Origin of the sequence: Promicromonospora soli, from assembly GCF_014653785.1 — a bacterium.
GTDB classification, from domain to species: Bacteria; Actinomycetota; Actinomycetes; order Actinomycetales; family Cellulomonadaceae; genus Promicromonospora; species Promicromonospora soli.
The window spans coordinates 83,665-109,575 of record NZ_BNAS01000010.1; the positions used below are offsets into that span (position 1 = coordinate 83,665).

The window sequence follows — 25,911 nt, forward strand, 5'->3', positions numbered from 1 at the left end:
GTCGCCGTCTGCCAAGACTATAGAGCCAGCGCGCCGTTTAAGGGGGGGAAAAGTCCTCGGTGGGATGAAAAGCGGGTGAAGTGTGGTACACCACTGTCGAAAGTGCGTCATGATGTGTCCCCGTGGGGGTCCCTTCATCATGAGCGAGTCACAGCAGGAGGCGTGGGTGCGTGTGCACGACCTGCGCGAGCGGTGGCGCGCGACGAGTCTGGCGTCGGTATGGATCCGACCGAATGACTGGGAGCACCCGGCCGCAGAAGCGCTGGCCGAGGCGTTGGCCGAGGGCCGCGGCGTGATCGCGCCCGCAGAACGCCTGGGAGCGGCGCGCGCAAGCGTGGGCGCCGGCATCACGGAGGCGCTCGACGACGTCGCCTGTCTCTACGCCGCGTTCGGCCGCCCCACGGACGTGGGTGCGCTGCGTGCCGCCGCGATCGGCTGGGTCGGGGAGCGCGAGCGCGCCCCTTACCAGATAGCCACGCACGACCCCTCGACCGGCCTGTCCACCGGCGAGTACCTGGGCGAGCGCCTACGCGAGACCTATGGCACGGCGGAGCGTTCCGGCACTACCGCCGGGACCGCACACTGCCTGCTCGTGCTCGACGTCGGCCTCGACAACCTGGACACATGGCAGCGGCTGGCGCGCTCCGCCGCCATTGGACGGACCCTGCAGCAGGTGTTCGGCGAGGGCCATCCCATGGCCGCGGTCGGCGACGGCACCTTCGTCGTGCTGTGCGAGCGCGGCCCGGCGACGGCCGAGCTGGGCCAGTCATTGCGCCGCGTCGTCGAGCGCAACGCCGAGGTGCTCGGCCTCCAGACCGAGGTGCGCCGGCCCACCCGGGTCTGGGTGGAGCGCCTGCCGGGCACGCACGCCGACGCGCTGCTGCTGCTGGACCACCTGGCTCGCTGATATTTCGCAGGGCGAAAACATAGAGCGCCCACTCGCTGGTCGAGTGGGCGCTCTAGTTGGTGGTGGTCCTCAGCGTTGGCGGCCCGTCAGCGCGCCTGGAAGGTGAGGCAGTCGGCGTGGCCCGGGTCCTCGGGGCCGGCGCCCACCCGGATCGACGCGGCGCCGCACTCCAGGTCGTCGTTGTGCACACACTCGGTCCGCTGGCAGGCACCGACGTGGGCGATGACCTTCTCGAGCCCACCCTTGTGGGTCAGCGGGAAGAACGTGGCGCAGGCGGCGTCGCCCGTGTGCCCCGCGATGGTGACGGCGCCGGCGTGGCAGCCGTGCTCGTGGTTGTAGCCGCAGCCGTCGATCGTACACTCGGCGACCTCGGGCAATTCCATCAGCGTGCTCATGGGTTCTCTCCTCGCTCGGTGCGCTGCCCTCCGGAATAGCTCGATCATATTCCTGAAATGCAGAACGTGTGGAGCAAGGAATGCCTTACCTACATTCCCGCGTGCATTCTCGATTAACGAAAGAATTGCGTTGCCGAAATCAGCGGACGGCTGGGAAAGGCGTCACTCCTCGCGACGCGGCGCCGGCCGCCAGAGCACCACGGCTCCGCCGCCGACGGTGCGATGCTCGAGGTCGACCCGCATCGCCGCACTCCTGACGCGCTGACCGCGCTGCACCACCACGACATCTCCCGCGTCCGGTCCTGCCGCGAACACGCGGCCTTCCTCCTGGACCCGCATGAGCAAGTCACCGAGGCGTTCCTCCAGCACGGAGACGTGCGCCTCCAGGTCGAGAATGCGCTTGATCCCTGCGAGGTTGATGCCCTCGACCTGCGCGAGCCGCTGCACCTGCAGAAGGCGCGCCACGTCCCGGCGCGAATAGCGGCGGCCCCGGCCGCGCGTGCGCCGGGGGACCACCAGGCCGAGCCGGTCGTACTGCCGCAGAGTCTGCGGGTGCATGCCCGCGAGCTGAGCAGCTTGAGAGACGGTGAGCACGGGTGCGTCGTCGTCGACCATGTGCCCCTCCCTGTCTCTTTCGTTCGCTTTTGCGTCCGCGCAGGTTAACCGAGATCGGCGCGGCGGGGCAGATGCCCCACCGCGCTGACCGTCATTCCGCCGCCCGCTCGGCCAGACCGGAGCGCACGTCCTCGCCGTCACTCTCTGCGGCGAAGGTCTCGAGCGCATCCCTGGCCTTCTTGCTGAGCTTCTGCGGCACGACCACCTGCACGGTGACAAGCAGGTCGCCGGTCGCCTTCACTGTCTGCACGCCTCGTCCCTTGACGCGCAGCGCCCGGCCCGACGGTGTCCCCGCGGGCACCTTCAGCCGCACGACGGCGCCGTCCAGGGTCGGCACCTCCAGCGTGGTGCCGAGGGCCGCCTCCGAGAACGTGATGGGCACGCTCATACGCAGGTCGAGGCCGTCCAGCGTCCAGACCGGGTGTGGCGCGACGTGCACCGTGACCACCAGGTCGCCCGGCGGGCCGCCGGCGACGCCGGGCCTGCCCTTGCCACGCAGGCGGATCTTCTTGCCGTCGTTGACGCCCGCCGGGATCCGGGCCGTGATGGTGCGGCCGTTGACCTCGAGGTCCGCCGTCGTGCCCTTCACCGCTGACCGGAACGGCAGCGTGACCTGGGCGACGATGTCGGCGCCGGGGGTCGGGGCAGTGAACCCGGTCGGGCCTGCCGAACCATAGGGGGACCTGCCGCCGGAACCGAACATCGAGCCGAGGATGTCGTCGAAACCCGCGCCGCCACCGCTCTGCGTGTAGCGGACTCGTGGCCCGCCCCGCCCGGTCTGGGCCCCACCGCCGAACATGGCGCCGAGGATGTCCTCGAACCCGCCGGCCCCGGGACCGCCGGCGCCCGCGGAGAACCGAGCGCCGCCGGCCATGGCGCGCACGGCGTCGTACTGGCGGCGCTGCTCCGGGTCGGACAGGACCGCGTAGGCCTCGCCGATCTCCTTGAACCTGTTCTCCGCGGCCGCGTTTCCCTGGTTCTGGTCCGGGTGGTGCTGGCGCGCGAGCTTGCGGTAGGCCTTCTTGATGGCGGCGTCGTCGGCGTCCTTGGACACGCCCAGCACGGCGTAGAAGTCCTTCTCCATCCAGTCCTGACCGGTCATGGCACCTCCTTCCGCGTCGATACCGGTGGTCGAGCTTGTCGAGACCGGGGCCCCGACAAGCTCGACCAGCCAGAGATCACTCCGGCCCGACCACGCCCACGCGGGCCGCCCGGACCACCTTGTCGCCGATCTTGTAACCGGGCTCCACCACGAGGTTCACCGTGGCGGCCGTCGCGTCCGCCACGGTCGAGTGCATGAGCGCCTCGTGCAGGGTGGGGTCGAACTCCTCCCCCACCTTGCCGAACCGCTCGACGCCGAACTTCTGCAGGCTCTGGTCGAGCTTCTCCGCGATCGCCGCCATGGCGCCGCTCAGCTCGCCGTGCTGCTTCGCGCGCTCGACGTCGTCGAGCACGGGCAGGAGCGCGGCCAGCACGTCCTGGACGCCCCGGTTGCGCGCGGCCTCCTGGTCGCGCAGCGCCCGGTTGCGGTAGTTCGTGAAGCTGGCCCGCTCGCGCTGCAGCGCGTCCAGGTGCTCCGCCGCCTCGGCCTTCGCCTTGAGGACCTCGGACGCCTCGGCAGCATCACCGGACGGCTCGAAGTCGAGCCCCGCCAGCGGGTCCCCGGAGGTGTCCTGCTGTGCGGGCGTCTCGACAGGCTCCGACGCGGGCTCGTCCGCCGGCTCAGGCGCCGCCGGGCGGGCCTGCTCGCCGGAGCTGTCCACCTTGCGCTTGTCCGTGAACTGGAAGGGGTGCTCCTCCGAGTCCTCGGGCTCGGGGGAGACCTGCTGGCTCTCGTCGGTCACTTGCGATCGTCCTCGTCGTCCACGATCTCGGCGTCGACCACGTCCTCCTCAGGGGCGGACTGGGCGTTCGCCGTCTGCGGGCCGCCCGCGGCGGGCTGCTCCGCGGACTGCTGCCCGGCCGAGTACAGCGCTTCGCCGATCTTCTGCGAGGAAGCGCCGAGCTTCTCGTACGCAGTCTTCACGGCGGCGGCGTCCTCGCCCTCGAGCGCGGACTTCACCGCGGCGATGTCCGTCTCGACCTCGGTGACGACCTCCGCCGGGAGCTTGTCGCGGTTGTCCGAGATCTGCTTCTCCATGGAGTACGCGAAAGCCTCGGCCTGGTTGCGGGTGTCCGCCTCCTCGCGACGCTTCTTGTCCTCCTCGGCGTGCGCCTCGGCATCCTTGACCATGCGGTCGATGTCCTCCTTGGGGAGGGCCGAGCCGCCGGTGATCTTCATCGACTGCTCCATGCCCGTGCCGCGGTCCTTGGCGGACACGTGCACGATGCCGTTCGCGTCGATGTCGAACGTGACCTCGATCTGCGGCACGCCGCGCGGGGCGGGGGCGATGCCCGTGAGCTCGAAGACACCCAGCGGCTTGTTGTCGCGCGTGAACTCGCGCTCGCCCTGGAAGACCTGGATCGCCACGGACGGCTGGTTGTCGTCGGCCGTGGAGAAGACCTCGCTGCGCTTGGTCGGGATGGCCGTGTTGCGCTCGATGAGCTTGGTCATCACGCCACCCTTGGTCTCGATACCGAGGGACAGCGGGGTGACGTCGATCAGCAGGACGTCCTTGCGGTCACCGGAGATGACACCGGCCTGCAGGACGGCGCCGACGGCGACGACCTCGTCCGGGTTCACGCCCTTGTTGGGCTCGCGGCCACCCGTGAGCTCCTTGACGACCTCGGTCACGGCGGGCATGCGGGTGGAACCACCCACGAGCACGACGTGGTCGATGTCCGACACCGAGATGCCCGCGTCGCGGATCACGGCGTGGAACGGCGCCTTGGTGCGATCGATGAGGTCCTGCGTCATCTGCTGGAACTGAGCGCGCGTGAGCTTCTCGTCCAGGTGGATGGGGCCGTTCTCGCTCATCGACAGGTACTGCATCGAGATGTTGGTGCTCGTCGCGGACGAGAGCTCCTTCTTGGCCTGCTCGGCCGCCTCGCGCAGACGCTGGAGCGCGATCTTGTCCTTCGACAGGTCGACGCCCGAGGAGTTCTTCACCTGCTTGATGAGGTGCTCCACGACGCGCTGGTCCCAGTCGTCACCACCGAGGCGGTTGTCACCGGAGGTGGCACGCACCTGGATGGTCGAGAAGTCGTCCTCGTCCTTGCCCACCTCGAGCAGCGAGACGTCGAACGTGCCGCCACCGAGGTCGAACACCAGGATGAGCTCGTCCTCCTTGCCCTTGTCCAGGCCGTAGGCGAGAGCGGCCGCGGTGGGCTCGTTCACGATGCGCTTGACGTCGAGGCCGGCGATCTGGCCGGCGTCCTTCGTAGCCTGGCGCTCGGCGTCGTTGAAGTACGCCGGGACCGTGATCACGGCCTCCGTGACGGGCTCGCCCAGGTACTCCTCGGCGTCGCGCTTGAGCTTGCCCAGGATGCGGGCGGAGATCTCCTGCGCGGTGTACTTCTTGTCGTCGATGTCCACGCTCCAGTCAGTGCCCATGTGGCGCTTGACGGAGGAGATGGTGCGGTCCACGTTGGTGACCGCCTGACGCTTGGCGACCTCGCCCACCAGGACCTCGCCGGTCTTGGAGAACGCGACCACCGACGGAGTGGTCCGCGAGCCCTCCGCGTTGGCGATGACGGTGGGCTCCCCACCCTCGAGGACTGCCACAACCGAGTTCGTGGTGCCGAGGTCGATACCTACTGCGCGTGCCATTTGGCTGCCTTCCTTCGACAGATTGAGTCTGCTGCACTCAACTTAAGCCGGAGCCTGCCAGGAAGCAAGCCGGTTAGCGCAAAGTTGAGTCCACTTCACTCAACCTCCAACGGAGCCGGAAGGTTCCCAGCAGGACGCACACCGTCGCCGAACCCCGCTGACCTGGGCGGACACATGCGCACCCGCGGGATTATCGTGGGCGCCATGCCCTTCCAGACCCCCCTGACGGACGACGTCACACTGCGCGAGCTGAGCAAGGACGACGCAGCGGCCATGGCCCAGGCCTACACCCGCAACCGCGAGCACCTCGCCCCCTGGGACCCCGAGCGACCCGAGGAGTTCTACACCGAGGAGTGGCACAAGGAGCGCCTCTGGGTGCAGGTGCTGGAGAACTCGACGGGCCGTGCGCTGTACACCGTGCTGGAGTCGGACGGCGAGATCGTGGGCCGACTGAACCTCACCGACATCGTCCACGGCGCCTTCGAGAGCGGCCACATCGGCTACTGGCTCGATGCCCGGTTCATCGGGCGGGGCCTGATGACCCGCGCCATCGAGGCACTCGCGGCGCACGCGCGGGACGAGCTGGGCCTCCACCGCCTGCAGGCGGTGACACTGCCGCACAACGAGGCGTCGCAGGCCGTGCTGGCCCGAGCCGGCTTCGAGAAGATCGGCTTCGCCCCGACCTACCTCAAGATCGCCGGCAAGTGGCAGGACCACGTCATGTTCCAGCTGATCCTGCACGGCTGACCCCGACCTGCCGATCGGCGGCCGGGACCCGCGCGGCGCGACACGCCGCCGTCGGGCCAGCTTTCTCCCGTGTCAACGGGCGCGTCGCCCTGACCTGCGGTACACAAGGGTGCACGACCGAGGCCACAGGGGGTGGGGCGTCGGACGAGTGACCCGCGGGCCTGCCCCGCGGGTGCCTGATGCCCGGGGACCCCGGGCCCCGACGGGGGGAGACCACCATGGCAAGCATCCACGGAAGCTCGTTGTCGATCGCACTCCTGACAGCGCTGCTCGATCCCGAGGAAGACGGCCTGAGATCGCCTCACGTCCAGGACCTGCTGCAGGAGGCGCTCGAGACCCGCGAGGACGCGCGCGACGTGATCGTCGCGCTGCTCGCCTCGTCCGGCTCGATGCTGCGGCAGATCAGCTATCACAACGAGCAGGAGCCGCTCGAGTCCCTGCAGAAGGTGGCCCTGGGCTTCCAGCGCAAGGTGGTTCACCTGCCCACCAGCTGAGTCGTCGTCGGCGGTGAGTCATGCGGCGGTCCGGGCTGCCACCGCCTCCGCATCCCTCAGCACGCGCAGCACGTTCCCACTGGTCAGCCTGCCGAGCTCGGCGTCGGACCAGCCGTTGTCAGCGAGCGCCGCGAGCAGGCGCGGGTATCCCGTCACGTCCTCGAGCCCTTCCGGCAGGGTCGGCGTTCCGTCGTAGTCGCCGCCCAGTCCCACGTGGTCGACGCCGGCGACCTCTCGTACGTGCTCGACGTGCGCGACGACGTCGGACAGCGTGGTCCTCGGCTGCGGGTGATCCTCCCGCCACCGCCCCATGAACGGCTCGAACGCGCCGATGTCGGTGTTCTTGATGCCCTCGGCCGCGGCGGCCTCCGCGCCCACGGCCCGCCACTCGGCGACGGCGGGCGACACGAACTGCGGCACGAACGTGACCATGCAGACGCCGCCGTTGGCGGCGAGGGTGCCGAGGACGTCGTCGGGCACGTTGCGGGGGACGTCGCAGACGGCGCGCGCGCTCGAGTGGCTGAAGATCACCGGTGCCGTGGTGACGCGCAGCGCATGGCGCATGGTGCCCGCCGAGGTGTGCGAGAGGTCCACGAGCATGCCGATGCGGTTCATCTCGCGCACCACGTCCTCGCCGAAGGGCGAGAGGCCGCCGAGCACCTCCTCGTCGGTGCCTGAGTCCGCCCAGGGCACGTTGTCGTTGTGCGTGAGCGTCATGTATCGCACGCCGAGCGCGTACAGCATGCGCAGCACGGCCAGGGACTCGTTGATGGAATGGCCGCCCTCGGCGCCCATGAGCGAGGCGATCCGGCCGTTGCTCCACGCCTGCTCGACGTCGGCCGCGGTCAGGGCGAGCTGGAGCGTGCCCGGGTACTTCTCGACCATGCGGTGCACGCAGTCGATCTGTTCGAGCGTGGCCGTGACGGCGGCGCCACCCTGGAGCAGGGAGGGCACGTACACGGACCAGAACTGGGCGCCGACGCCGCCCTCGCGCAGCCGCGGCAGGTCCGTGTGGGTGGTGGTGAGCCGCTGCGCGATGTCGACGGCGTCGAGGTCGTAGGACGACTGTTCCCGCAGCTCCCACGGGAGGTCGTTGTGCCCGTCCCAGACGGGGTGCTTCTCGAGGAGCGCGGCGAGGCGGTCGGCGGTCGTCATGCGGGCGACGCTATCGCGCCGCCCTACCGAACTTGGCCGCGTCAGACGTGCAGGTCACCTGGGTGACCTGCACGTCTGACATGTTGGGGAACGTCAGCCGACGCGCTTCCAGACACAGCCGACGGTCTCGAAGCCGATCGCGCCGGACGGCATGGTGACCGTTCGGGCCTCGGTCGCGGCACCCTGGCTCACGATGCCGTCGCGGCCGTAGAAGCCCTTGTAGAACGCGTACCAGCACGGGTCGTTGGGGTCCTTCGGCCCTGCCGTGGTGTACACGCCCCGCTCCAGGTGATCATCGATGACATAGACGCCGTTGGCGGCCGTCGAGGCCCGCGTCGTGGTCATCCCGGGGTAGTACTTGGTCCAGGTGCCGCAGCTGCTGCTCGACCAGATGAAGTAGTCGCTGGACTGCACCTTGAACATGCGCTGGCCGCGGCCGACGTCGTTGGCGAGGAGCACCTCGCTGGGGGAGTACCGCTCCCAGAAGCACTCCGCGGAACCGGCCTGCGCGATGTAGTTGACCGCCGGCACGCTGTCCGGGCCGACCAGCCAGGCCGTGTTGTCGTTGCCCGGGAACTTCATGGCCGGGGTCAGCACGGCGCCCGTCGCGGAGCTCCGTCGCGTCGCCGTGCCGTAGCCGGAGCGATAGGTCCGGACCGACACCGTGATCTTCTTCCCGTACTCCGCACCCGTCAGGGCGTAGGTCGAGCTGGTCGCCCCGGAGATCGGCAGGCCGTCGGCGTACCACCGGTACGAGAACGACGGCGTCGGCGACCATCTACCGACCGAGGCCCGAAGGCTGGACCCGACCCGCGTGGTGCCCGTGATCGTCGGGACGGACGACGCCGAGTAGCTCGACCCGACCTTCGCAGCGTCCGAGGTGACCGTTCGGGTGGTGTAACCGGTCTTGCTCACCGTGGCGCTGACGGTAATCGTGTGGCCCCTCCACGACGACCGGACGCCGAGGCTGGTGCCGGTCGCCCCAGAGATGGATCGCCCGTCGAGCTTCCACCGGTAGGCGACGGAGGCGGGCACCGGCGTGGACTGCGGGCGGGAGACACTCAGGGTGGCGCCGGGCGTGGCCAGGCCGATGATCACCGGCGCCGACTGGGCGAAGACACCCGAGGCGACGGTCGCGGACGCGGCACTCGTTCGGCTGGCCGTGGTGAACCCGGTGCGCGTGCCGGTGAGCCGGACCGTGAGCCTCTTGCCCCGCTGCGTGGCGGAGGGCGTGAACGAGAACCCGGTGGCGCCGCTGATCGCAGCGCCGTCCGCGTACCACTGGTACGTGAACTGGGTGCCCGACGTCCAGGAGCCTGAGAGCGCCCGGAGGGTGGAGCCGACGCGTACCGTCCCGCTGATCTGCGGGACCGATGCCGCCAGGTCACCGATGGCGACCACCGGCGTCGCCGTGCTGGTCGTGGAGGTGGGGGTGCGGCCGTCGGCCGAGCCGACGACGGTGACCGTCAGGGTCTTGCCCGCGTCCGCACCCTGCGGGGTGTAGGTCGGCTTGGTCGCGCCCGAGATCATCTTGGCGCCGTCGCCGTCGCCGGCGTCGCGGCGCCACTGGTAGGTGAACGTCGCAGCCGGGCTCCAGGTGTCCACCGCGGCGGTCAGCGGCGTCCCGACCTTGTACTCGGCGCCGGAGATGGTCGGCACGGTCGTCGTGTCGAACGCCTGCGCCTGCGCCAGGTTGTATGCCGCCAGGACGTCGAGCTTGCCCTCGCCCCACACGTTGTTGTCGTCGGCGGTGCCGCCGCAGGACGTGTTGTCCCGATCGACAGCAGAGTCGTCCAGGATCGCCCGGGTGCGCGGGACGTCGCCCACGAGCTCAGGCACCGCGTCCCACAGGAGCGCGACCGCGCCCGCGACGTGGGGCGCCGCCATGGAGGTGCCGGACCACTCCTCGTAGCCGCCGCCGGGCACCGCGGAATAGACGGCCCCGCCGGGCGCGGCGATGTCAGGCTTCACGGTGCCGCTCTGGCCGGGGCCGCGCGAGGACCACGGGGCGATGGCACCGGACGGCCCGAACGCACCCACCGAGTAGGACGCCTGGCGCGATCCGGGGCTGCCGGACGACTCACAGCCCAGCTCGCCGTCGTTACCGTTGGACCAGGTGCTGAAGATGCCCGCGGCCTCCCAGGCAGCGATCACGTCCTCCATGAACGGGTCGCTCGACAGGGAGAGGCCCCACGAGTTGTTGACGATGTTCGGGCGCTTGGTCGGGTCGGCGACGGTGCCATCGATGCGGGTCGGCGCCAGGAGCCACTGACCGGACGCGACGAGCGCCGCGTCCGCGCAGGTGTCGGCGCAGCCGTTCGCCGCGATCCACTGCGCGCCGGGGGCCACCCCGATGTTCGTCGTACCGTCATCGCTGCCCACCATGGTGCCCATGGTGTGGGTGCCGTGGCCGTTGTCGTCACGCGGGGTGGTGATGCCGCTCCCGGTCGCGTCGAACCAGTTGTAGTTGCTGCCAGAGTCCGCACCGCGGTACTGGACGATGAGCGTGGAGTGAGCCCGCTCCACGCCGGTGTCCAGGCCGGCCACGACGACGCCGTCGCCGGTGAAGCCGAGACCCCACATGTCGTCGGCGTTGATCGCCTCGATGCCGTAAGTCGAGTCGGCGGCGGCTGACGGCGCCGCGACGTCCGTCGTCTCGGGCTCCTCGAGCGCGTGCCGCGTCGTCGGGCGAACCTCCAGGACCTGTGCGTCCGCCGCGAGGTCCGTGGCCAGGTCGAGCGAGCCGTCCTCGACGAGGATCGCGTTGGTGGCCCAGTAGGACGTGTAGTCGGTGCCGGACTTCTCGAGGTCCGCGACCGCCTTCTTCTGGGCGGACTCGGCCGCCGCGTGGAGCGTGTCGTACACGTACTGGCCGCGCTCGGCCCAGTCAGTGATGCCCTCGGCCGCGGACAGGTCCGGCTTGTCGGCGAACCGCAGCCAGAAGTCGGTGGTGCCGCGGGCGGTGAAGGCCCTCTTGGCGCCGGGGGTGATCTTGTCGGCGGGGCGCACGGCGCCCGGCAGAGCCTGGACGGCGGCGCTGCCGCGGCCGGTGTCGGGTCCGCCGGCGGGGGCGGGGTCCGGGGCGGCGACCGCTGACGCGGGGGACGCGAGGAACGCGACCGCGGCGGCCGACGCGACCGCTCGGGTCACGAACGTGCGACGAGGCATAGGGGCACTCCGAGAAGGTGATGAGGTGCCCCGTCACGGGCGGAGGCCCCGCCGTTTCCGGCGGGGAAGACAGCCGCACACTAGCCTTCGCACCGCCCCGAACTCACGTATTCTTCAGGAATTCACCCGGTCGGTCGGCAGCCGTCAGTTCCGCCCGCGCAGCTTGTCGATCTCGCGCCGCTCGCGCTTGGTGGGCCGTCCGGCCCCGCGGTCGCGCAGCCCGACAGCCTCCCGCTCGACCCGTGTCGGCAGGGGCGGGCTGTGGTCCAGGTACGCCTTGGCGGCGAGGGGCGCGCCGACCCGCTTGGGCAGCAGCTCGACCACCTCGACGTCCCGGTCCCGGAGCGGGTCGCGCCACGTCACGCGGTCACCGACGGCGACGGACGCCGACGCCTTGGCGATCTTGCCGTTGATGCGGACCCGGTTGCTTCGGCACAGGTCGGCCGCGACCGACCTGCTCTTGGTCAGTCGCACCGCCCACAACCAGACGTCGATGCGCATCGCCCCATCCTCCCACCATGGCCGGTGCGCCCGACCCTCAGGAGACCCGCACCCACCGCTCGTCCGCGGTGGTCACCTCGTGCACCTCGCCCGTGATCGTGACCACCGTGCGGGCCGCGGTAGCGGCGGGCGCAGCGGCACCCAGCATGTCGTTCGGCTCGTCCAGGTCGGCGATGCCCTCGGCCACCACCCTGACAACGCTGTCGGCCGCATGCGCGCCGACCCACACCTCGACGTCGCCGGGCTCGACGACCCGCACCATCTGGCGGTCGCTGAACGCGAACCGCGCCGTCGGCACGTCGAACGTGATGGTCGTCGACTCCCCCGGCCGCAGCGTGACCCTGTGGTACCCGAGCAGCTGCGCGGTGGGCCGCGCGACGGAGCCCAGCACGTCGTGCCCGTACAGCTGCACGACGTCGGACCCGGCCACCTCGCCCGTGTTCGTGACCGACACGACGGCGCGGAACGTGCCGCCCGCCTCGACCGACCGGTCCACGGCGACGAGCTCGCGCGCGAACGTCGTGTACGACAGGCCGAAGCCGAAGGCGCGCACGGGCGTCGAGTCGGTCGACGTCACCTCGGACGTGCCGCCGAGGATCGGGTGCAGGTACGAGTACGGCTGCGAGCCCGTGGAGCGCGGGAGCGACACGGGCAGGCGCCCGGAGGGGTTCACCCGGCCGGAGATCACGCCGGCGAGAGCGGTACCGCCCTCCTCTCCCGGGAAGAACGCCTGGAGCACGGCGCCGGGCTTCGTGGCTTCGGACTCGCCTGAGCCCGTCGACGGGTCGAGCGCCCAGCCCACCGAGTACGGCCGACCGGTGAGCAGGACCATGACCACGGGCTTGCCGACGGCGAGCACCGCCTCGACGAGCTGACGCTGCACGCCCGGAAGCTCGAGCGACTCGCTGTCGTTGCCCTCGCCCACGGTGCCGCGGCCGAACAGCCCGGCCTGGTCGCCGACGACGACCACCGCGACGTCGGCGGCCCCGGCGGCGGCGACGGCCTCGGGGAACCCGGACGTGTCGTCGCCCTCGACGTCGCAGCCCCGCGCGAACGTGAGCTCGGGTGCGGGCAGGCCCGCGCGGTCGATCTCGACGGCCAGCGCCTCGGCCACGGACGGGATCTCGAACCCGGTCGGAACTTCCGGGTGGTGCGCGAGCACGTGGTTCGCGAACGAGTAGCAGCCCATCAGCGCCTCGGGGCGGGCCGCGTTCGGACCGATCACGGCCACGCGGGCCGGCTTGTCGGGCCACGAGCCGAGCGGCAGCACACCGTCGTTCGAGAGCAGCACCACCGACTCCTCGGCGAGCCGCCGGGCGACGTCGCGGTGCGCCGGCGAGTCGAGGTCCACCACGGCGGGCGGTGCGTCCTCGTACACGTCCGGCTCGAGGAGCCCCAGCTCCTCCTTCTGCTTCAGCGCGCGCAGTACCGCCCGGTCCACGAGCTCGACCGGCACCGTGCCGTCCATGACGAGCGCGGCGAGCGGCTCGAGGTACGCGTCACCGGACGGCAGCTCGACGTCGACGCCTGCCTCGAGGGCGGCCGCCGCGGCCGCGCCCCGGTCGGCCGCAATCGCGTGCATGACGTTCAGGAACGCGACGCCGAAGTAGTCGGCGACCACAACGCCGTCGAACCCCCACTGCTCGCGGAGCAGCTCCGTGAGGTACTCGCCCGACGAGTGCATCGGCACGCCGTCGACGTCGTTGTACGACGCCATGACCGAACGCACGCCGCCGTCGAGCACCGCCATCTCGAAGGGCGGGAGGTAGACGTCGGCGATCTCGCGGGGGCCCGCGCTCACCGGGGCGTGGTTGCGCCCCGCCTTGGACCCGGAGTACGCCACGAAATGCTTGAGCGTGGCGTGCACGCCCGCGCCCTGCAGCCCGCGGACGTACGAGGTGCCGACGGTCCCGACCAGGTACGGGTCCTCACCGATGCACTCGTCGACGCGCCCCCACCGGGGGTCGCGGACGACGTCGAGCACCGGCGCGAGTCCCTGGTGGATACCGAGCTCCCGCATGGACTCCCCGATGAGTCGGCCCATCTCGGCGACCAGGTCGGGGTCGAAGGAGGCACCCCACGCGAGCGGCGTCGGGAAGGTGGCCGCCTGCCAGGCCGCCAGCCCCGTGAGGCACTCCTCGTGGACCAGCGCGGGGATCCCGAGGCGTGTCTCGCGCTTGAGCCTGCGCTGCTCGTCCCAGAGCCACGCAGCGCGCTCGGCCGGGTCCACCGGCCGCGTGCCGTACACGCGGGTGAAGTGGCCCAGACCGTTCTTCGTGATCTCCGGGAGCGTCGAGGGCTGGCCGCCGGCCATCTCGCCCTGCATCGGCGCCACCACGTTGCCACCCTGGTCCAGCCAGTACCCGACCAGCTGGGCGAGCTTCTCCTCGAGGGTCATCTGGGCGTGCAGCTCGCGCACGCGCTCCGACACCTCGGGCATCGCCCGAAGCGCCACCGGCAGCTCCGTCATCGAAATCCTTTCATGGTCCTGCATGTATGCCCCGCTTGAAACGTGTGCCCGCTTGAAACGTGTGCCCGCTTGAAACGTGTGCCCGCTCGGAACGTGTGCGCGACAGCCGCGCCCTGCTCAGCCCTTGACTGCTCCCGTGAGGCCGCCGACGATGCGCCGCTGCATGGCCAGGAAGAACACGAGGGCGGGGATCATGGCGAGCGTCGTGAAGGCGAACACACCTGCCGTGTCCGAGGCATGCTCCGACGAGAAGTCGGCGACCCCGAGCGGCAGCGTCTTCATTTCCGACTGCAGCAGGAGCAGCGGCAGCAGGTAGGCGTTCCACGACCCGACGAACGCCAGCACGCCGACCGTCACCATCCCCGGACCGGACAACGGCAGGACGATGCGCCAGAAGAAGCCGATCCGGGATGTGCCGTCGAGCTGCGCGGCCTCCTCGAGCTCCTTCGGGAGCGCGGCGAGGAACGGCCGCAGGATCACCACGGTCACAGGCAGGGCGAACGCCGCTTGCGGCAGCGCCACGCCGATCCACGTGTTCCCCAGCTGCAGGTTCTGCGTGATGAGGATGAACAGCGGGACGATCGCCACGGTCGCGGGGAAGAGCAGGCCCACCACGAAGACCATGAACAGTCCCTCGCGGCCCTTGAACTGGTACCGGGCCAGCGGGTAGGCCGCCATCACGCCGAACACCACCGTGATCGCAGTGGTCAGCACGGCGATGATCGTCGAGTTGAGCGCGTACTGCCAGAAGCTGGGGCCGGTCAGGACGCCCACGTAGTTGTCGAGCACCCACGGGCTCGGCAGGCCCGACGGGTCCTGAGCGATCTGCGCGTTGGTGCGGAAGCCGCCCAGCACGCCGTAGAGCACCGGCCCCAGCGTGAGGGCCACGACCACGAGGGCGATCCCGTAGACGATCGGGTGGCCGCCCCCGTAGGAACCCCGCTTCCGGGTCCGGTTGCGGTTCTGGGTCCCGTTGCGGGTGGAAGGGGCGCGCATGAGGACGCCCGCGTTCGAGGCACTCACCGGATCACCTTTTTCTTCTTCTTCACCGTCACCACGTCGGGCCGCGTGTCCCGGCTCAGGATCAGCTGCTGGTACAGGACGGCCATGATGAGCGCGATGACGAACAGGATCACCGAAGCGGCCCCAGCGATGCCGAAGTTCTGGCTCCTGGTGCCCTGGTTGATGAGATAGGTGGCCATGGTGGTCGTCGAGTTGGCGGGTCCGCCGCCGGTCAGGATCCACACCATGTCGAAGAGCTGGAGCGCGCCGATCATCGACAGGAACGCCCAGGTGCGCATCGTCGGTCCGAGCAGCGGGAAGGTGATCTTGCGCTGCACCTGCCACCACGAGGCGCCGTCGAGCTGTGCTGCCTCGTAGAGCTCCTCGGGCACACCCTGCAGGCCCGCGAGGAACAGGATCACGGCCAGGCCGAGGTACTTCCACGTGAGCACCGCGAGCACGGTCCACAGCGCGAGGTCGGGGTCACCGAGCCAGCCCTGCTCCGGCGTCTGCAGCCCGACGGCGCCGAGCAGCCCGTCGATCACGCCGTACTCCGGCTGCAGGAGCTGGAACCAGACCACACCGGCGATGACCTCGGCGAGGACGTACGGCACGAAGATGATCGTGCGCAGGAGGCCCTGGCCCCATATCTTGCGATTGAGCAGCAGGGCGATGGCCAGGCCCAGCGGGAGCTGGACCGCGATGGAGCCGCCGACGATGATCAGGTTGTGGACGATCGAGTCGACGAAGACGTCGTCACCGAGCACCGTCAGGTAGTTGCGCAGGCCGACGAAGTCGGTCAGCGGGCCGAAGCCCTTCCAGCGGAACACCGAGAGCTGGACCGCCGTGACGATCGGCCAGACGACGAACAGGGCGAACAGCGCCAGGGCGGGCGTGACGAAGAATGCGATCTCGAGGCGCTTTCGCCACGCAGAGGTCACCCTGCCGCGCCCGCCCCGGGCTATGACGGTCACTTGCTCACTGCTCCGCTTCTGCCGCGGACTGGATGGCGTCGACGACGTCCTGCGGACCTGCCTCACCGGCGAACACGAGGGCGATCTCGTCGTTCATGGCGCCACCGATCGACTGGCCGAGGCGCGTGTCGAGGTAGAGCTGGGTCACGCCGCCGCCGTCACGCACCGGGATGAGCTGGGCGAGGGTCTGGTTCGCGAGCGAGTCGGTCGCCGCGGGGTTGGTCGGCAGGCCCATGTCCCGCTCCGCGAAGCCCTGCTGGACCTCGTCCGAGAGCAGGTAGTTGACGAAGTCGACCGCCGCGTCGGGTGCTGCGGCCGAGACCGACCATGCGTCGCCGCCGCCCATCTGGTCCGCGGGGTTGCCGCCCTGCCCGTCGAACGTGGGGAACGCGAACCAGCCGAGGAAGTCGGGCACCTTGCCGTCCTCCGTGAGGCCGCCGGCCACGCCGGGCTCCCAGTGACCCGCGAGCTCCATCGCGACCTTCTCGGTAGCGAGGAGGCCGGAGGCCGACGTCGGGCCGGACTGCGCGGGAGTGGTGAGGAAGCCTCTGTTGAACGGCTCCTCGCCGATGATGTCCTCGAGGTGCTCGCCCGCCTTGAGGAAGCACGGGTCGGAGTAGTCGGCACTCTCGATCGCAGCCTCGACGACGTCGAACGGGCACTCGCGGACCACGCCGTAGTACCAGTAGTGCGCGGCCGGCCACTTGTCGCCGGCGCCTACGGCCAGCGGGGTGGTGTCGGCCTGCTTCAGCTTGTCGAGGTAGCCGTTGAACTCCTCGATGGTCGGGTTCGGCGACACCTCGGAGATGCCCGCCGCCTCGAAGAGGTCCTTGTTGTACCAGAAGCCGACGATGCCCATGGAGAAGGGCAGGGCGTAGACCTTGTCGTCCACCGTGTACTGGTCGGTGAAGTTCGAGATCTTGCTGATCGTGTCGGCGGAGTCCTCGGTGAGGTCGCGCACGAGGCCGGCCTCGACCTCGTTGGCGAGCTCGCCGCCGCCCCGGCTCATGTAGACGTCCGGGATCTGCTCGTCGTCGCCGGACTGGAAGGCCGCCTGCAGCTTGGTCCCCATGTCCTCGTGCTGCATCGCGGAGACGTTGACCTTGACGCCGGTCTCGGCCTCGAAGTCGGCGGCGACCTGGTCGTAGTACGCCTTGCCCTCGCCGGTGTTCGAGTTGTGCCACCAGGTGAACTCCTGGGCGTCGGCGTTCTCGTTGGTCTCGCCGCCGTTCGAGCCGGAACCGGCTCCGATACAACCGGACACGAGTAGTGCGACGGTGCTGCCGAGCGCGACAAGCGCCGCGCCGCGCGTCTTCCTCATCATTGTGGAACCCCTTGTAGGTCGTCATCGACGTCGGCAGGAGCCTGCCGTGACGGACGACAGGTCCGTCATCCAGGAGCGTGGCAGGCGGGTCATCGCCATGTCAAACGGTTTCGATATCGATTTCGAAACAGGTCGGCCCCGCCGGACACACTGCGTGCCCGGGGGTACTGTCTGTTCTGTGCAGAGTGCGACAGGTTCACCCGGGTCCGCTGCCGGACCGGGTGACAGTGCGACGGTCGGTCCGGAGACCCCGGAACCGTCCACCCCGGAACGTGCGACCGGCCGCGCCACCATCACTGATGTCGCGCGCGTCGCCGGCGTATCGGTAGCCACCGTGTCGAAGGTCGTCAACGGCCGGTACGGCGTGGCGGCGGCCACCGCTGAGAAGGTGCTCGGCGTCGTCGAGGACCTCGGGTACGAGTCGTCCCTCGTCGCGCGCAGCCTCCGCCGCAGGCAGACCAACGTGATCGGCGTGCTGGTGGCCGAGTTCGAGCCGTTCAGCACGGAGCTCCTCAAGGGCATCTCCGCCGCCATCAACGGCACGGGCTACGAGCTGCTCGCCTACTCCGGCGACGCGGGCCGCGCGGACCATGTGGGCTGGGAGCGACGGTCCCTGTCCCGCCTCGCGGGCACCTTGATCGACGGCGTGGTCATCGTCACGCCCACGCTGGCCCTCCCGGTGCACGAGGGCGTGCCCATCGTCGCCATCGACCCGCACACCGGGCCCACGGGCCCGGCCACCGTGGACTCCGACAACCTGGGCGGCGCCCGCACCGCCACCGAGCACCTCATCGGCCTGGGTCACACGCGCATCGGCTACCTGGGCGGACGCTCCGACCTGGAGTCGGCCCGTCTGCGCGAGCTCGGGTTCTTCGAGGCGATGGAGGCCGCAGGCCTCGAACCGGACCCGAGCCTGGTGCTCGAGGGCGGCTACCGCCCGGACCGGTCCGACCGTCCCACGCACGACCTGCTCGAACGCCCCGACCGGCCGACCGCGGTCTTCGCCGCGAACGACCTGTCGGCCATCCACGTCATCCAGGTGGCCCAGGAGCTGGGCCTGCGTGTCCCGGAGGACCTCTCGGTCATCGGGTTCGACGACGTCCCGGAAGCCGCCGGTTCGACGCCGCCCCTGACGACCATCGCGCAGTCCCTGCACGAGATGGGCGCCGAGGCCCTCCGCATGGTCATCGCGATGCTGGAGTCGGGCACCACGGCCGGCCGGCACACCCGCCTGCCCACGCGCCTGGTGGAACGCGCGAGCACGGCACCCCCGCCCGCCTCCTAGGTGCGCCCGAGCCGGGCGCCCGGCCCGCCGAAATAAACCTCGCCGCCCGACGGCGGGCCGGGCACCCTGGTTGCATGAGCTCCCCCACCCGCCGCACGCCAGAGCCGACGCCGTGGCACGTCCTCGAGGTGCAGGCCGTACCTTCGGTCGATCACCCCGACGCCTGGACGTACCACGGCATGGCCGCCGTCGACCAGGCGCTGGAGATCGCGAACCTTGGTTACGACGACCTCGCCCGCCCGGTGCAGCAGATCGTCAGCGGCATGCAGCACCAGGAGTACGCGCGCAAGCAGCGGTTCGTCGCGGTCCTGGACCGGCCGGACGGCGTCGAGCCGACCGCCGACGACGTCGTCGGGTTCGGGTTCCTCGCGCTGCCGCTCACGGAGAACACGCACACCGCCGACGTCTACGTGGGTGTCCACCCGGACCACCGGCTGCGCGGCATCGGCTCAGCCCTGGCCGACCGGCTGGAACAGGCAGCGGCCGACGCCGGCCGGACCACGTTCTTCGGCTGGTCGCTGTCGCCTCGGGAAGCGGCCGAGGGCGAGGACGCGCTGGTGCCGGCCACCGGCGCCGGGCGGCTCCCTGCCGACACTGCGGGTGCCCGGTTCGCGCTCGACCGCGGGTACACGATCGAGCAGGTGGAGCGCATGTCGCGGCTCGACCTGCCGGTGGACCCGGACAAGCTGGCGGCGTTCGAGGCTGAGGCACGTGCGAAGGCAGGCGACGACTACCGGACGCACACGTGGGAGGGCATCCCCGAGGAGTGGTACGAGGGATATGCCCAGCTCATGACCCGGATGTCGACGGACGTGCCGCAGGGCGAGCTCGACTTCGGCGAGGAGGCGTGGGACGCCGAGCGCGTCCGCGTCTACCTCGAGGAGCGCACCGCCAGCGGCCAGCGCCTGCTGACCACCCTGGTGGAGCACGTCCCGTCCTGCGAGGTCGTGGGCGGCACCTCGTTCCTGCTGCAGGACGGCAAGCCGTCGTTCGTGTTCCAGGAGGAGACGATCGCGCTGAAGTCCCACCGCGGGCACCGGCTCGGGATGCTCGTCAAGGCCGTGAACCTGCGCGAGCTCGCCGCCCGGTACCCGCAGACCGAGCGCGTGCACACGTTCAACGCCGAGGAGAACGCGCACATGCTGGGCATCAACGTGGCGCTCGGGTTCCGGCCGTCGGGCGCGGAGGCGGCACTCCAGAAGCGCCTCTAGTTCCTTGTTGTGGGCGCGATCGTTGCGCCTAAAACGGGCAGGATGTCGCAACGATCACGCCCACAACAAGGGGACTAGCTCTTGCGCACGCGGCCGGCGAGGCCAAGCACCTTGCCCGCCGCACGGGTGGCGAGGCCGCCGGTGCCATTGGCGACGTCGAGCAGCTGCCGCACCTGCCTGTGCGTCACGCCCGAGCCGGGCTGGTACGGGAGCCGGTCCAGGGGCATCGCCCTGGTCATGATCATGACGTCGTCGGACAGACCGGTCGCCCTGAGCAGCGCCGTGACCGTCGGGCCGATGACTCGGTGCGCCATCGCCTCGCCCAACGAGGACTCCGCGGTGAGCGGCGCGACGACGTCGTCCGCGGCCACGTCGGCCTCGGCGGTGACCCGGATGTCGCGGCTCGAGGCACCCACCTCGACGCGGTAGGCGCCGCCCTCCACCACCCACCGGCCGGCGCGGACGTCCCAGTACGCCAGGTCGTCCCGCGCCACGGTCAGCTCCACCTCCCGGGACTCCCCCGGCGCGAGGTCGACGACGGCGAACGCGGCCAGGGCGCGCGGTGCCCGCGGGACCGCGGAGCCCGGCAGGGACACGTAGCACTGCACGACCTCGCGCCCAGCGACACCGCCGGTGTTGGTGATCGTCACGCGGGCGGTCAGGCCGCCGGCGTCGGCCGGGCTGCCACTGGTCGAGCCCCTCCCACTGGTCGAGCCCCTCCCAATGGTCGAGCCTGGCGAGACCCCCAGGCCCGAGTAGGCGAACGTCGTGTACGAGAGTCCGTGGCCGAAGGGGAACTGGACCGCCAGGTCACGCGCGTCGTACCAGCGGTAACCCACGAAGATGCCCTCGCCGTAGGTGACGTGCAGACCCGTGCCGGGGAAGCTCGTCCAGGCGGGGGTGTCCTCGATCCGCAGGGGGACGGTCTCGGCCAGGCGGCCCGACGGGTTGACCCGGCCGAAGATGACGTCGGCCACGGCGCCGCCGCCCGCCTGGCCCAGCAGCCAGCCCTCGACGATCGCGGGCACCCGGTCCGCGAAGCCGGACAGCCGCACCACCGAACCGTTGGACAGCACGACGACCACGCGCGGGTTGACCTCCAGCACCCGGTCCAGCAGGTCGAGCTGGGGCGCGGGGATCTCGATGTGCTCGCGGTCGCGGCCCTCCGCCTCGGCCGACTGCGGCAGGCCCGCGAAGAACAGCACCACACCAGCGCCCCGTGCGGCGGCGACTGCCTCGTCGGCGAGCGCGGCGGCGTCGGCGGCGTCCGCCTTGGCCCGCCTCTGCCCGGCTCTCGAACCCTTCCCACCCGCCGAGCCCGCCGAGCCGTTTGGGACCAGCTCGTAGCCGGGCGCGAAGACCACGTCGGTCGCGGAGTCCTGGATCGCGGCGAGGGCGTCGTCGAGCTGGGTCGGGACGATCTGCGACGAACCCGAGCCCTGGTAGCGCGGCGTGCGGGCGAGCTCACCGATCACGGCCAGGCGGGTCTGCGGAGCCAGCGGCAGCAGGCCGCCGTCGTTCTTGAGCAGCACGATCGCCCGGCTCGCGACCTCGCGAGCCAGCGCGTGGTGGGCGGCGTCGTGCCAGGCCTCGGGATCGTGGCCGCGTTCCGCCGCGAGCGGCGCGGCCGGGCCCCGCGTGGCCTGTGCCGCGAGCGCCAGGGCGACCACCCGGGTGGCCGAGCGGTCGACGTCGGCCAGGTCGAGGGTGCCGGACTTCACGGCCGCGACGATCTCCTTGACCCTGCCCTCGCCGGCGGCGGGCATCTCCAGGTCCAGGCCGGCGCGGATGCCGGCTATGCGGTCGTGGACGGCGCCCCAGTCGGACAGCACGAGGCCTTCGAAGCCCCATTCGCCGCGCAGGATGTCGGTGGTGATGCGGCGGTCCTCGCCGGTGTGCGTGCCGTTGATGCGGTTGTACGAAGACATGATCGTGGCGGGCCGCGCCTTGGTGACGACGCGCTGGAAGCCGCGCAGGTAGATCTCGCGCAGGGTGCGCTCGTCGATGTCGGCGGAGACGCGCATGCGCTCCGTCTCCTGGTTGTTCGCGGCGAAGTGCTTGAGGCTCGTGGCCACGCCCTGGCCCTGGATGCCGGTGACGAGCGCCGCGCCGATCTCGCCGGCGAGCAGCGGATCCTCCGCGACGTACTCGAAGTTGCGCCCGCACAGCGGGCTGCGCTTGATGTTGATGCCGGGCCCGAGCACGACGTCGACGTCGCGCCGTCTGGCCTCGACCGCGACGGCCTGGCCCACCCGCTCGACGAGGCCGACGTCGAAGGTGCTGCCCAGCGCTACCGCTGGCGGGAAGCACGTGGCCGGGACGGCGCCCTCGATGTCGCCGACGTCGGGGTCGAGCCGGCGCACGCCGTGCGGGCCGTCCGCGAGGTAGACCGACGGGACGCCGGGGGCCTCGGCAGTGGTCCAGAAGGAGGCCCCGGACAGGAGCCGCGCCTTCTGCGCGAGGGTGAGTCTCTTGACGAGTGCTGCGGGGTCGGCAGCGGCGGTACCTGCGGTGTCGGCGCGCGGCCTCTTCGTCATGCGGTCACGTTATCGGTGGCTACCCACATGCGTTCCGCGCCGCGCGTCCCGGCCCCGGAAGCCTGGCAAAAAAGCCGTGCGCCCCCGGCACCGCCGAGAGCACCCTGAGTCCATGACCTCCTCAACCTCGGCAGTACCCGCCCCGGCGACGTCGGCGTGGCGGCTGATGACCCCACCGCACCCGTCCTCCCTGGAGGACCCGCAGGCATGGGCGTACCGGGGCCTCGCCGAGCTCCACGCGGCGGCGCAGCGCGCCGACCTCGGCAACGCCGACAACGCCCCGACGCCGATCGGGATCCTGGTGGGGATGAACAACCAGGAGTACATGCGCAAGCCGCGGCAGATCGCCGTGGTGGACACGCCTGACGGGCCGCTGGTGGTGGGCGAGGCGATGGTGTTTCTCCGCGTGCGGTCGAACCTGGAGCTGGCAAGCTGCATAGTCGTCGTGCACCCGGATCATCGGGGACAGGGCATCGGCACCGCCCTGGCCGGATGGGCGAACAGCACGGCCCGGGCGGAGGGCCGGACGTCGCTCCTGGCCTACGTCGACTTCGGGCCGGAGGGCGCCGACGGCGAGACGCTGGCCCCGGCGTCAGGCAACGGGCGCGTGTCCGCAGACCTGCCGGGCGTGCGGATGGCCCGCAAGCTGGGCCTGACCCTGCAGATCGTGGAGCGCCGGTCCCGGCTCGACCTGCCGGTCCCGCCCGAGACGGTGGCGCGTTTCGAGGCCGAGGCGCGCGCCGCCGCAGGTGACGCGTACCGCATCCATACCTGGGCCGCCCCGACGCCGGAGGCGTGGGTCGCCCAGTACGCCGCGCTGGAGCAGGCCCTGGCCGACGACGAGCCGCGCGGCGGTCTCGACATGGAGTCGGATGTCTGGGACGCCGACCGCATCCGCGTCGAGGATGCGGCGATCGCCGCGAAGGGCGACCAGTACGTGGTGACCGCCGCCGAGCACGTGGCCACGGGCGAGCTCGTCGCGATGACCATGCTGATGTGGAACGACCAGAAGCCGGAGCACACCGACCAGCAGGCGACGGTCGTGCTCGGGGCGCACCGGGGGCACCGGCTCGGGATGCTCGTCAAGGCGGTGAACCTGCGCGAGCACGCCCGGCTCCGGCCCGGCGCCCGCCGCATCTACACCTGGAACAACGAGGAGAACCCGCACATGCTCGCGATCAACGTGGCGCTCGGGTTCGCCCCCGCCGGCGGCTGCGCGAACTTCCAGGGCCCACTCTGAGCTTGCCGTTTGTTGTGGGCGTGATCGTTGCGACTACCTGCCCGCTTTAGGCGCAACGATCACGCCCACAACAAGGCTGGGTCAGAGGAGCTCCGGGGTGAGGTCGGGGCCGTCGCCGAACGCCTCGTCGGCGTGGAACGGGTGCACCGGCCCGCCCAGATTCGTGTGTCGCAGCCGGAGCAGGTCCTGGTCCACCCCGCCCGGGGTGAGCATGAGCATCCAGTCCTCGGCCATGTCGTACAGCTCGGTCTCGAGGTTGCCGATCTTCACCACGACGACGTCGGTGCCTCGCGGGTCCAGGCCGATCGCCGTGAAGTCCGACTCCAGGTGATAGGGCCTGCGGCGTTCGGTCAGCACCACCTTCAGGCCGCCGATCGCCACTACGCACACGATGCCCGCCACCGGGTCGCCCGCATGGACGTGCTCGACCACGCCCCGCAGCGTGACCGGCCCGTGCGGTCCGGCGTCGACCCGGGCGCCGGCCGCCACCTCGACGACGGCGCCCACCCCGGCGTCGGCCACCGCGCGGGCGGCGTCGGCGTCGGGCAGGGCCGCGTAGATGGCGCTCCGCCCGCCCTCCTCGGGCGGGGCCGCGAAGGCGGGCTCCGCCAGGAGCCGCGCCAGGGTCCAGGTGACGTCGCCCGCGCCACCGGCCATGGGGTTGTCGCCGGAGTCGGACAGCACGAACGGCCGCGCATCGCTCGCCAGCACCGCCTTCAGGCACTCCTCGTAGGTGCCGGCGGGCGCGACGAACTCGAACTCGTCGCGCGCGTCCCAATACCTGCGGGCCAGGCGCTCGGCCTCCCGGACGATGACCGCATCGTCGTCGCCCATCACGACGACGGCGGCCCGGCAGCGCGGCTCGTCCGCCCACGCGTACCCGACCCAGACCGAAGCGTCCAGCACGCCGTCCAGCGCCCCGACCCGCGCCACGTCCTCGTAGATGCCCTTCGCGGGCTCCAGCCGGGTGCTCGTCTTCTCCCCCGGCAGCAGCACCGGGACCTGCACCCATGCCTTGCGCGGCCGCCCGCCACCGTCGATCCGGCGGAGCAGGTCGGTCGCCGCTCGCTCGCGTGCCTCGTCGTCGTCCTCGTGCGGGGTCATACGGTGGCACGCGATGAGGTCGACGGTCACGGCGAGCCCCCGCGACACGTTGCCGTGCAGGTCCATCGACGCGGAGACCAGACAGTCCGGCCCGACGGCGGCGCGCACCGCCCGCGCGAGGTCCGACTCCGCGTCGGTGTACCCGAGCACGGCCATGGCGCCGTGGATGTCGAGCAGCACCCCGTCGAACGGGCCCTGCGCCTCCAGCGCCAGGCCGATCTCGGTGCGGACGGTCTCGTAGACGTCCGCGGGGACCGCGCCGCCCGGGAGCGCCCCGGCCCGCAGGATGCCCACCCACTCTGCCTCCCGGCGCAGCGATGCCCCGTCCCGCAGGAACGGGTACCGCCGGACGAGCTCGTTGCCGCGCAGAAGAGTGAACGCCTCCCAGTCCGAGCGGTGCGGGGAGAACGTGCTGGACTCGATGGCCATGCCGCAGATCGCGATCCGCGGCCGATGGTGGGTACGGGTCACGCGCGCAGTGTAGGCACGACTGGTTACGACTATGTACTACTTTGCCCCACTCAGTCGTCGCCCTGACCGTCGTCGTCAGCGTCGTCCAGGCCGTCATCCGAGTCGTCGTCCTGGGCGTAGCGCGAGTCGTTCGGCGAGTCAGCCGACTGCGCGGAACCCGCGGTGTCCGTCGCCGACTCGTTCGGGGAGTCGGCCGACTCCGGCGAAGGGTCGTAGTTCGCGTCGCCCGGCGAGTCCGCCGACTGCGCGGAACCCGCGGTGTCGCGGGCGGACTCGTTCGGTGAGTCCGCGGACTCCGGCGAAGCGTCGTTGGTCGCGGCGGCCGTACCGTCGTCGGACGGCGTCGCGCCGTCCAGGGCGACGGCGGCGGACGACTCGGCCCGCGGGGCGGGGTCGTTCAGCGCCGCGGCGGTGCCCGCGCCTGCGATTCCGAGCACGGCGGCCGCACCGACGATTGCCCAGCGCTTCTTCATGGTTGAAGGGTTCATCTGAAGTGATCTCCCGGTCTCGCGGCGCCCCTTTTGGGTGCCTCCTGGTGAAGAGTCTGGGCCGCCAGGATGAGGCGACGAGGAGACCCGGATGAGACGGCTCTCATGATGTTC

21 protein-coding genes are annotated in these 25,911 nt (G+C 70.9%); 6 read left to right on the forward strand and 15 right to left on the reverse strand.

Annotation, left to right across the window (positions count from 1 at the left end; translation table 11 throughout):
- Positions 1-139: 139 nt before the first annotated feature.
- Complete coding sequence (locus IE250_RS23225) at positions 140-907, forward strand: nucleotidyl cyclase domain-containing protein (RefSeq protein ID WP_189671698.1); 768 nt, start codon at positions 140-142, stop codon at positions 905-907.
- 86 nt (positions 908-993) lie between these two features.
- Here the strand turns inward: IE250_RS23225 and IE250_RS23230 are convergent, their stop codons facing one another.
- The 5 genes from IE250_RS23230 to dnaK all read right to left on the reverse strand — a co-directional run bounded on the left by IE250_RS23230 (position 994) and on the right by dnaK (position 5,626).
- Positions 994-1,302, reverse strand: coding sequence for a DUF1540 domain-containing protein (locus IE250_RS23230; RefSeq protein ID WP_189671699.1), 309 nt, complete (start codon positions 1,300-1,302; stop codon positions 994-996).
- Positions 1,303-1,464: 162 nt separating this feature from the next.
- Positions 1,465-1,917, reverse strand: a complete 453-nt coding sequence (locus IE250_RS23235; protein WP_189671700.1) for a heat shock protein transcriptional repressor HspR — start codon at positions 1,915-1,917, stop codon at positions 1,465-1,467.
- A gap of 91 nt (positions 1,918-2,008) precedes the next feature.
- Positions 2,009-3,019 carry a DnaJ C-terminal domain-containing protein gene (locus IE250_RS23240; protein ID WP_189671701.1) on the reverse strand — a complete coding sequence of 337 codons (1,011 nt, stop codon included), beginning with the start codon at positions 3,017-3,019 and terminating at the stop codon, positions 2,009-2,011.
- Positions 3,020-3,095: 76 nt separating this feature from the next.
- The gene (gene grpE, locus IE250_RS23245) at positions 3,096-3,761 is read right to left on the reverse strand and encodes a nucleotide exchange factor GrpE (RefSeq protein ID WP_189671702.1); all 666 of its coding nucleotides are present in this window, start codon (positions 3,759-3,761) and stop codon (positions 3,096-3,098) included.
- Positions 3,758-5,626 carry a molecular chaperone DnaK gene (dnaK, locus tag IE250_RS23250; protein WP_189671703.1) on the reverse strand — a complete coding sequence of 623 codons (1,869 nt, stop codon included), beginning with the start codon at positions 5,624-5,626 and terminating at the stop codon, positions 3,758-3,760. Before dnaK ends, grpE begins: the two co-directional genes overlap by 4 nt.
- A 204-nt stretch (positions 5,627-5,830) precedes the next feature.
- Here dnaK and IE250_RS23255 point away from each other — a divergent pair, with 204 nt between their 5' ends.
- Together IE250_RS23255 and IE250_RS23260 are read left to right on the forward strand one after the other, a co-directional pair.
- Positions 5,831-6,373, forward strand: a complete 543-nt coding sequence (locus IE250_RS23255; RefSeq protein ID WP_189671704.1) for a GNAT family N-acetyltransferase — start codon at positions 5,831-5,833, stop codon at positions 6,371-6,373.
- 218 nt (positions 6,374-6,591) lie between these two features.
- On the forward strand, positions 6,592-6,867 hold the full coding sequence (locus IE250_RS23260; protein ID WP_189671705.1) for a hypothetical protein: 276 nt from the start codon (positions 6,592-6,594) through the stop codon (positions 6,865-6,867).
- Positions 6,868-6,885: 18 nt separating this feature from the next.
- Here the strand turns inward: IE250_RS23260 and IE250_RS23265 are convergent, their stop codons facing one another.
- The 7 genes from IE250_RS23265 to IE250_RS23295 all read right to left on the reverse strand — a co-directional run bounded on the left by IE250_RS23265 (position 6,886) and on the right by IE250_RS23295 (position 17,461).
- A complete protein-coding gene (locus tag IE250_RS23265) occupies positions 6,886-8,022 on the reverse strand; it encodes a dipeptidase (RefSeq protein ID WP_189671706.1) in 1,137 nt (378 codons plus the stop codon).
- A gap of 93 nt (positions 8,023-8,115) precedes the next feature.
- Positions 8,116-11,190, reverse strand: coding sequence for a S8 family serine peptidase (locus tag IE250_RS23270; protein WP_189671707.1), 3,075 nt, complete (start codon positions 11,188-11,190; stop codon positions 8,116-8,118).
- A 144-nt stretch (positions 11,191-11,334) separates the two neighbouring features.
- Positions 11,335-11,691 carry an RNA-binding S4 domain-containing protein gene (locus IE250_RS23275; RefSeq protein WP_189671708.1) on the reverse strand — a complete coding sequence of 119 codons (357 nt, stop codon included), beginning with the start codon at positions 11,689-11,691 and terminating at the stop codon, positions 11,335-11,337.
- Between the two features lie 37 nt (positions 11,692-11,728).
- Entirely contained in the window at positions 11,729-14,161 is a 2,433-nt protein-coding gene (locus IE250_RS23280; RefSeq protein WP_189671709.1) for a beta-xylosidase/alpha-l-arabinosidase, read from the reverse strand.
- A 117-nt stretch (positions 14,162-14,278) separates the two neighbouring features.
- Complete coding sequence (locus tag IE250_RS23285) at positions 14,279-15,184, reverse strand: carbohydrate ABC transporter permease (RefSeq protein WP_229872709.1); 906 nt, start codon at positions 15,182-15,184, stop codon at positions 14,279-14,281.
- Positions 15,181-16,137, reverse strand: coding sequence for a carbohydrate ABC transporter permease (locus IE250_RS23290; RefSeq protein ID WP_229872710.1), 957 nt, complete (start codon positions 16,135-16,137; stop codon positions 15,181-15,183). Before IE250_RS23290 ends, IE250_RS23285 begins: the two co-directional genes overlap by 4 nt.
- Before the next feature lie 4 nt (positions 16,138-16,141).
- Positions 16,142-17,461 (reverse strand): ABC transporter substrate-binding protein, encoded by a 1,320-nt coding sequence (locus IE250_RS23295; protein ID WP_189671711.1) that lies wholly within the window; start codon positions 17,459-17,461, stop codon positions 16,142-16,144.
- A 178-nt stretch (positions 17,462-17,639) separates the two neighbouring features.
- Here IE250_RS23295 and IE250_RS23300 point away from each other — a divergent pair, with 178 nt between their 5' ends.
- Both IE250_RS23300 and IE250_RS23305 read left to right on the forward strand, forming a co-directional pair.
- On the forward strand, positions 17,640-18,746 hold the full coding sequence (locus IE250_RS23300) for a LacI family DNA-binding transcriptional regulator (protein ID WP_229872711.1): 1,107 nt from the start codon (positions 17,640-17,642) through the stop codon (positions 18,744-18,746).
- A gap of 74 nt (positions 18,747-18,820) precedes the next feature.
- Positions 18,821-19,957 carry a GNAT family N-acetyltransferase gene (locus IE250_RS23305; RefSeq protein ID WP_189671712.1) on the forward strand — a complete coding sequence of 379 codons (1,137 nt, stop codon included), beginning with the start codon at positions 18,821-18,823 and terminating at the stop codon, positions 19,955-19,957.
- A 74-nt stretch (positions 19,958-20,031) separates the two neighbouring features.
- Here IE250_RS23305 and IE250_RS23310 read toward each other — a convergent pair whose 3' ends face one another.
- Positions 20,032-22,494: a glycoside hydrolase family 3 C-terminal domain-containing protein gene (locus tag IE250_RS23310; protein ID WP_189671713.1), complete on the reverse strand. Its 2,463-nt coding sequence runs from the start codon at positions 22,492-22,494 to the stop codon at positions 20,032-20,034.
- A gap of 112 nt (positions 22,495-22,606) precedes the next feature.
- Between IE250_RS23310 and IE250_RS23315 the strand changes: the two genes are divergently transcribed.
- Positions 22,607-23,734 (forward strand): GNAT family N-acetyltransferase, encoded by a 1,128-nt coding sequence (locus IE250_RS23315; protein WP_189671714.1) that lies wholly within the window; start codon positions 22,607-22,609, stop codon positions 23,732-23,734.
- An 81-nt stretch (positions 23,735-23,815) separates the two neighbouring features.
- On the opposite strand, the gene IE250_RS23320 is transcribed toward IE250_RS23315, so the two are convergent.
- Both IE250_RS23320 and IE250_RS23325 read right to left on the reverse strand, forming a co-directional pair.
- Complete coding sequence (locus tag IE250_RS23320) at positions 23,816-25,309, reverse strand: M81 family metallopeptidase (protein ID WP_189671715.1); 1,494 nt, start codon at positions 25,307-25,309, stop codon at positions 23,816-23,818.
- A gap of 50 nt (positions 25,310-25,359) precedes the next feature.
- Positions 25,360-25,782: a hypothetical protein gene (locus IE250_RS23325; RefSeq protein ID WP_189671716.1), complete on the reverse strand. Its 423-nt coding sequence runs from the start codon at positions 25,780-25,782 to the stop codon at positions 25,360-25,362.
- Positions 25,783-25,911 lie beyond the last annotated feature (129 nt).